The organism is Streptomyces sp. P5F9 (genome assembly GCF_057961495.1).
In genome coordinates this window covers 1-5,681 of the sequence record NZ_JBXVPZ010000567.1, presented here as the reverse complement: position 1 = coordinate 5,681, position 5,681 = coordinate 1, and the positions used below count along the sequence as shown (strand labels likewise).

The following is a 5,681-nucleotide window of genomic DNA, read 5'->3' as shown; positions in this document are numbered from 1 at the left end:
TTGTGGCGGTGGGGCGTTGAGGTGACCGGCCGGTCGGGGTGATCGTGGTGGGTGTGCCACGCCTGCGGCGCCCGTCACCACCTGTCACCGCCCGTCGTGCTCACGCCCGCCGTCGAGTCCACTGCGGTTCTGTGAGCGCCCAGTCCCGTTCCCACTCGGCCAACCGGTGCCGCAGGGAGACCCGTTGGGTCACCGCCCGTGCGAGAAGGGCCACGCCGATCACACCGGCCGCCGACCACACGCCGATGGTCACCGTGTGCTGCCAGACGGCCACTTCACCCGGTGGCGGGGTGGCAGTGTGGCCCTTGGCATCGAGCCACACGTCCACCACGTCACCGCGCCCCGTGTCCGCCGGAACCGCGACCGTGGCCGTACGCGCCCCCTTGCCCGGTTCCGTCCAGCGCACCGCCACCGGGAAGCTGCGCGGGCGGTTGCCCTCCACCGAGGGGAGTGCGGCGGGCGGGTTGCCGATCACCTTCGCGTGGACGCGATGACGGTCGGCCCGCTGGGTCGCGGCGACGGTCCGGGCCTGGTCATGGGCCCACAGGCCCGCGGCGGCGCCGGCCAGGGGCGCGCCGATGAACAGCAGGAGGGTGACGGCCAGCGCTGTCCACGCCTCCACGACATCCGACCGGCGCCGGAGCGGATTCCGCCGCCGGCGTCGACTCCGTACCCGGGTCCGCATGTCGGTCTCCTCGCCGTCACCGGAGCCGAGGAACCGTAAGGCCGGAAGCCCTCTGTGGGGCCGGTCCGCCGCCGCCTCGACACCGCGCACGCATGCGAGCGTCCACACAGATGTCGTACCCCGTCCGAGGTATTTTTCTCAACCGGAGGAGGAGTGGATCGATCGGCAGGCCGCGTGCAGCCGATCCTCAGCCGAACCGCTCGATGCGGATGCGGTCCACCGGCTGCCCCGCCTCGACCAGCAGCCGTGAGGCATGCTCGGCGAAGCCGTTGGAGCCGCACACATAGGCCTCCCACCCACCTGGGGGCTGCTCGGCCAGGAGTGGCGCCACATGTGCGGCGGCCATACGTCCCACCGGCACACCCTCCGGCGCACTGCGCGTGAACACGGCCGTGGTCTCGGCGCCGTACTCACGCGCGTAGATCAACTCCTCGGGACTGCGTGCCGAGACCACCAGCCGCAGCGGCACGGACAGGTCCCGCGCCCGGTGCTGCCGGAGCATCGACATCAGCGGTACGACCCCGGAACCGGCGCCCAGCAGCAGCGCGGGCCGGTCGCCGGGCCAGGCGAAGAAGCCGCTCAGCGGGCCGCGGACCTCGATCTCGTCACCGGGCCTGGCCACCGTGTGGAACCAGCCGGACACCTCGCCGCCCTCGACGTGGTCCAGGGTCAGCTCCACATGCCCGGTGTCGTCCGGGTGCGAGGCGATCGAGTAGTGGCGCTGCGCCACATAGCCGTCCTCGGCGCGCAGCCGCAGCATCAGGTGCTGGCCGGGCAGATGTCCGGCCCAGCCGGGCACCGCGAACCGGAACGTGGCGGCGTGCGGGGTCTCCCGGCGGATCTCGGTGAGCGTGGCGGTCTGCCACACGGCGGCGGCGCGGTTGCTCACGGCGATGCGTCCCGGCACCGCGAACCTGGTGGCGGGGGCGAAGGTGTCAGTCACCGGAGTACCGCTGTTCCTCCCAGGGGTTGCCCCGGGCGTGATAGCCGTTCTGCTCCCAGAAGCCCGGCTCGTCGTGGTCGAGGAGACGCAGGCCCGCGATCCACTTGGCGCTCTTCCAGAAGTACAGGTGCGGCACCAGCAGCCGGGCGGGACCGCCGTGCTCGGCGGGCAGCGGCTTGCCGTCGTACTCCCACGCGATCCAGGCCCGACCGCCGGTCACGTCTTCGAGCGGGAGGTTCGTGGTGTACCCGGTGTGCGCATACGCGACCACATGTGTGGCGGACACATGGGGCCGCACCACATTGAAGAACGCGTCCAGTGAGACGCCCCCGAACCGCACCCCGAACTTCGACCAGCTCGTCACACAGTGGATGTCACCCTCGTAGGCCGACGCAGGCAGTTCGTGCGCCTGCGTCCAGTTCCAGGTGCGCGGCTGCTCCACGAGTCCGTCGACGCGGAACGTCCAGTCGGTGGCCGCGAGGTCGGGGGTGACCTCGGCGGACAGGACGGGCCAGTCGTCGCCCGCGTCGTACTGGCCGGGCGGCAGGCCGGCGTCGGGCACGCGGGGGCGTCCGGTGAAGCCTCGGGTGACGTGCATACGGGTGGAGCCTCCAGGCCGCTGCGGCGCGGGTCCGCCGGGCGAGCGTGATCAGTGGTTTGTCGTTTCAACGGTACGCGTCCACGAGGTATGCCCAGGTCCGAGGGCGACCGACGATCATTGCGGCCGTATGAACTCTCCGCGCGCGGGGGAATAGTCGCCCGGGGACCGACCTTGGTCTTCAGTGCGGCTTGAGCGGCGGTTCGAGTGGCGGCTTGAGTGCGGACAGCCCGTGGTCGTGCTGATGTCGTGACCACAGGTTGATCCGGTGACTGCGAGGGAGAGTGAGGGAACAGATGCCGAAGGCGTACGTCTTCACGCGTTACGGGGGCCCCGAGACCGAGGCGCTCGTCGAGGTCGACCAGCCCAGTCCCGGCCCCGGTGAAGTCCTCGTCGCGGTGCGCGCGGCCGGGGTGAACCCGGTCGACTGGAAGCAGCGCAATGGCTACCGACGGCCCGGCGAGACCGGCTCACGCGCTTTCCCCGCGGTCTTCGGCCAGGAGGTCGCCGGAGTCGTACGGGAGATCGGTGCCGGAGTCGACGGATTCGCCGTCGGCGACGAGGTGTTCGGCAGCACCGTGGCCGGCGGCTACGCCGAGTACGCCCTGCTCGCCGCCACGATCACCGCGCACAGGCCCGCCGAGCTGTCGTTCACGGACGCCGCCACCCTGCCCGTCGCCGCGGCGACCGCGTACGACGGGATCCGCCAGCTCGACCTGCCCGCCGGCGCGACCGTGCTGGTCACCGGCGCGGGCGGCGGCGTCGGCTCCGCGGCCCTTCAGATCGCCCGCGCGCTGGGACTGCGTGCCGTGGGTGTGGCGAGCGAGGGCAAGAAGGACTTCGTGGAGTCGCTGGGCGCGGTCCACGTCTCCTCCGGACCCGACCTGGCCGCACGTGTACGGGCCGTCGCCCCGGACGGCGTCGACGGCGCCTACGACCTCGTCGGCGGCGAGGTCCTCGCCGAGGCCGCCACCCTCCTCACCGACCCCACGAAACTGATCACCGCCGGAGCGCCCGCCCCCGAGGTCGAGAAGCTCGGCGGTGCCCGTGTCGAACGCGCCCGCAACTCCGCCGTCCTCGACGCGCTCGCGCAGCTCGTGATCAGGGGCCAACTGGACCCGCACGTGACCCGGACCTTCCCGCTCGACCAGGCCGGCGAGGCCCTCCGCACCGTCGAGGACGGCCACGCCCGCGGCAAGATCGTGATCGAGGTCGCCGGATGAGCGCCGTGGACGAGCACGTTCTCGACAACCCGGCCCGTGCCGCCCTCACCGGCCCGCACGCCCACTTCGCCGAGCGGCGCGGCCGGGTGCTGCGCTACCCGGTCGATGTGACCCCGTGGCTGGCCCTGCCCGACGAGCCCGACGCCGACGACTGGGCGGACGTCGCCGCGATGTCCGGCCCCGGCGCCGAGATCCCGCTCCTCGGCTTCCGGGAGCGGGTGCCGGACGACTGGGAGATCACCTTCCACATCGACGGCGTACAGATGGTGGACGACGGGCTGGCCGCCGCGCCGGACCCGGAGGCGGTCCGTCTCGGCCCGGCCGACGTCCCCGAGATGCTCGACCTGGTGGAACGGACCAAGCCGGGTCCCTTCCTGCCCCGCACGATCGAACTCGGCACCTACCTCGGCATCCGCCGTGACGGCGCCCTCGTCGCCATGGCCGGCGAACGACTCCACCCGCCCGGCTGGACCGAGATCAGCGCCGTCTGCACCGACCCCTCCGCCCGTGGCGAGGGTCTCGCGAGCCGCCTCATCCTGGCCGTCGCGCACGGCATCCGCGAACGCGGCGAGACCCCGTTCCTGCACACCGGCGCGAGCAACGCGACCGCCATCCGGCTGTACGAGTCCCTGGGCTTCCGCCTGCGCCTCGACACCGCGTTCCTCGCGGCACGGGCGCCGGAGCACCTGACCCAGACGCGGCCCGTGGGGGTGTCGTAGAACCGAAGGGGCCGGTGCCCCCTCAGCCGTCGTCAGACTCCCCGCCCGGCCACGCGTTGTAGCGCTCCAGATAGCCGGCGAACCGGGTCAGGTCCTCCTCTGGCCAGTCCGCGAGCCGCTCCTGGAACGCGGCCTGGCGGTTCTCGGTGACCTGGGCGAGGATCCGGCGGCCGGCGGCGGTGAGGTGCAGGACCTGGACGCGGTGGTCCTCGGGGTCGAGGCGCCGCTCGATGAGGTCGGCCCGTTCCAGAGTGGCGACCTGGCGGCTGACCGTGGACTTGTCGAGGGCGTAGTGCGCGGCGAGGTCGGTGGCCCGGCAGCCGTCGCGCTCCTCTAGGTGACTGAGCAGGGTGTACGACACCAGTGACAGCTCGGGGTGGAGGCGGCCCGCGGAGGCCCGGGCGCGCCGGGCGAAGGCCGTCATCTCGCGCTGGATGGTCTCCACGGCCTGGTCCGCCCGCACTGGAATCTCCCTCGTTCACCCGCTTGTTGCAGAGTACAACTCAGACACGAGGCCGGCCCCTCGCGGGCCCGAGGGTTGGGGTAGTGTTGCTGCCCGGTCGCGGACAGTCGTGGCCCTGAACTCCTGGGAGGTGAGACCCATTACCGCTGTGTCAGGTCGGGTGCTCTCACCTCAGGACAACGCGGATCACCGCCGGTAGGTGACCGCGAGAGCGCCCTTCGGTCATCTCCCGAAAGGCCCTCGGCTTCCATGCCCCCTCTTTCCCTCGCCTCCGTCGTCGCCGCGCTCCGTGCCGCGGGCTGTGTCTTCGCCGAGGACGAGGCGCGACTGATCCTCTCCGCCGCGCGCACCCCGGACGAACTCACCGCCATGGTCGACCGCCGGGTCGTGGGCCTGCCCCTCGAACACGTCGTCGGCTGGGCCGAGTTCAGCGGCCTGCGCATAGACGTGGAACCCGGCGTGTTCGTGCCCCGCCGCCGTACCGAGTTCCTCGTCGAACAGGCCCTCGCGCACGCCCCCGACGCGTCCGTCGTCGTGGACCTGTGCTGCGGTTCGGGTGCGGTCGGCGCGGCCCTCGCCGCAGCCCTCGGCCAGGTCGAACTGCACGCAGCCGACATCGACCCCGCCGCCACCCGCTGCGCCCGCCGCAATGTCGCCGCCTACGGCGGGCACGTCCACACAGGCGACCTGTACGCGGTGCTGCCCGACGCGTTGCGCGGCCGCGTCGACATCCTCGCGGCCAACGTGCCGTACGTCCCCACGGAGGAGGTCGGCCTGCTGCCCGCCGAGGCCCGCGAACACGAACCCCTGGTCGCCCTCGACGGCGGCACCGACGGCCTCGACATACTCCGCGCGGTCGCCACCGGCGCCCCCGACTGGCTCGCCCCCGGCGGCTGCCTCCTCGTCGAGACGAGCGAGCGTCAACTCCCGTCAGCGGTCGAGGCGTTCACGCGTGCCGGGCTGGCGACGCGGTCGGCGTACTCGGAGGAGCTGTACGCGAACGTCGTGATCGGCGTCGTCGGGGTGGCGGGGGTGGTCGGGTCGTAGGGC

At 72.4% G+C, this 5,681-nt stretch carries 7 protein-coding genes; 3 read left to right on the top strand and 4 right to left on the bottom strand.

Annotation, left to right across the window (positions count from 1 at the left end; translation table 11 throughout):
• Positions 1-100: 100 nt before the first annotated feature.
• The 3 genes from AC31A1_RS45720 to AC31A1_RS45710 form a co-directional block, all read right to left on the bottom strand.
• The gene (locus AC31A1_RS45720) at positions 101-685 is read right to left on the bottom strand and encodes an Rv1733c family protein (RefSeq protein ID WP_489658980.1); all 585 of its coding nucleotides are present in this window, start codon (positions 683-685) and stop codon (positions 101-103) included.
• 187 nt (positions 686-872) lie between these two features.
• Complete coding sequence (locus AC31A1_RS45715; RefSeq protein WP_489658979.1) at positions 873-1,628, bottom strand: ferredoxin reductase; 756 nt, start codon at positions 1,626-1,628, stop codon at positions 873-875.
• Complete coding sequence (locus AC31A1_RS45710; RefSeq protein WP_489658978.1) at positions 1,621-2,226, bottom strand: sulfite oxidase-like oxidoreductase; 606 nt, start codon at positions 2,224-2,226, stop codon at positions 1,621-1,623. The genes AC31A1_RS45715 and AC31A1_RS45710 overlap by 8 nt, the downstream gene beginning before the upstream one ends.
• Positions 2,227-2,522: 296 nt before the next feature.
• Here AC31A1_RS45710 and AC31A1_RS45705 point away from each other — a divergent pair, with 296 nt between their 5' ends.
• Positions 2,523-3,449 carry an NADP-dependent oxidoreductase gene (locus tag AC31A1_RS45705; protein ID WP_489658977.1) on the top strand — a complete coding sequence of 309 codons (927 nt, stop codon included), beginning with the start codon at positions 2,523-2,525 and terminating at the stop codon, positions 3,447-3,449.
• On the top strand, positions 3,446-4,168 hold the full coding sequence (locus AC31A1_RS45700) for a GNAT family N-acetyltransferase (protein WP_489658976.1): 723 nt from the start codon (positions 3,446-3,448) through the stop codon (positions 4,166-4,168). Before AC31A1_RS45705 ends, AC31A1_RS45700 begins: the two co-directional genes overlap by 4 nt.
• A gap of 22 nt (positions 4,169-4,190) precedes the next feature.
• Here the strand turns inward: AC31A1_RS45700 and AC31A1_RS45695 are convergent, their stop codons facing one another.
• On the bottom strand, positions 4,191-4,592 hold the full coding sequence (locus tag AC31A1_RS45695) for a MarR family winged helix-turn-helix transcriptional regulator (RefSeq protein ID WP_489658981.1): 402 nt from the start codon (positions 4,590-4,592) through the stop codon (positions 4,191-4,193).
• A 288-nt stretch (positions 4,593-4,880) separates the two neighbouring features.
• Between AC31A1_RS45695 and AC31A1_RS45690 the strand changes: the two genes are divergently transcribed.
• A complete protein-coding gene (locus AC31A1_RS45690) occupies positions 4,881-5,678 on the top strand; it encodes a putative protein N(5)-glutamine methyltransferase (protein ID WP_489658975.1) in 798 nt (265 codons plus the stop codon).
• Positions 5,679-5,681 lie beyond the last annotated feature (3 nt).

What these genes read in the sequence shown, in the direction of transcription:
- AC31A1_RS45705 (WP_489658977.1), top strand. Translation starts at nt 2,523, where the DNA reads ATGCCGAAGGCGTACGTCTTCACGCGTTACGGGGGCCCCGAGACCGAG.
- AC31A1_RS45695 (WP_489658981.1), bottom strand. Translation starts at nt 4,592, where the DNA reads ATGACGGCCTTCGCCCGGCGCGCCCGGGCCTCCGCGGGCCGCCTCCAC.
- AC31A1_RS45710 (WP_489658978.1), bottom strand. Translation starts at nt 2,226, where the DNA reads ATGCACGTCACCCGAGGCTTCACCGGACGCCCCCGCGTGCCCGACGCC.
- AC31A1_RS45720 (WP_489658980.1), bottom strand. Translation starts at nt 685, where the DNA reads ATGCGGACCCGGGTACGGAGTCGACGCCGGCGGCGGAATCCGCTCCGG.
- AC31A1_RS45700 (WP_489658976.1), top strand. Translation starts at nt 3,446, where the DNA reads ATGAGCGCCGTGGACGAGCACGTTCTCGACAACCCGGCCCGTGCCGCC.
- AC31A1_RS45690 (WP_489658975.1), top strand. Translation starts at nt 4,881, where the DNA reads ATGCCCCCTCTTTCCCTCGCCTCCGTCGTCGCCGCGCTCCGTGCCGCG.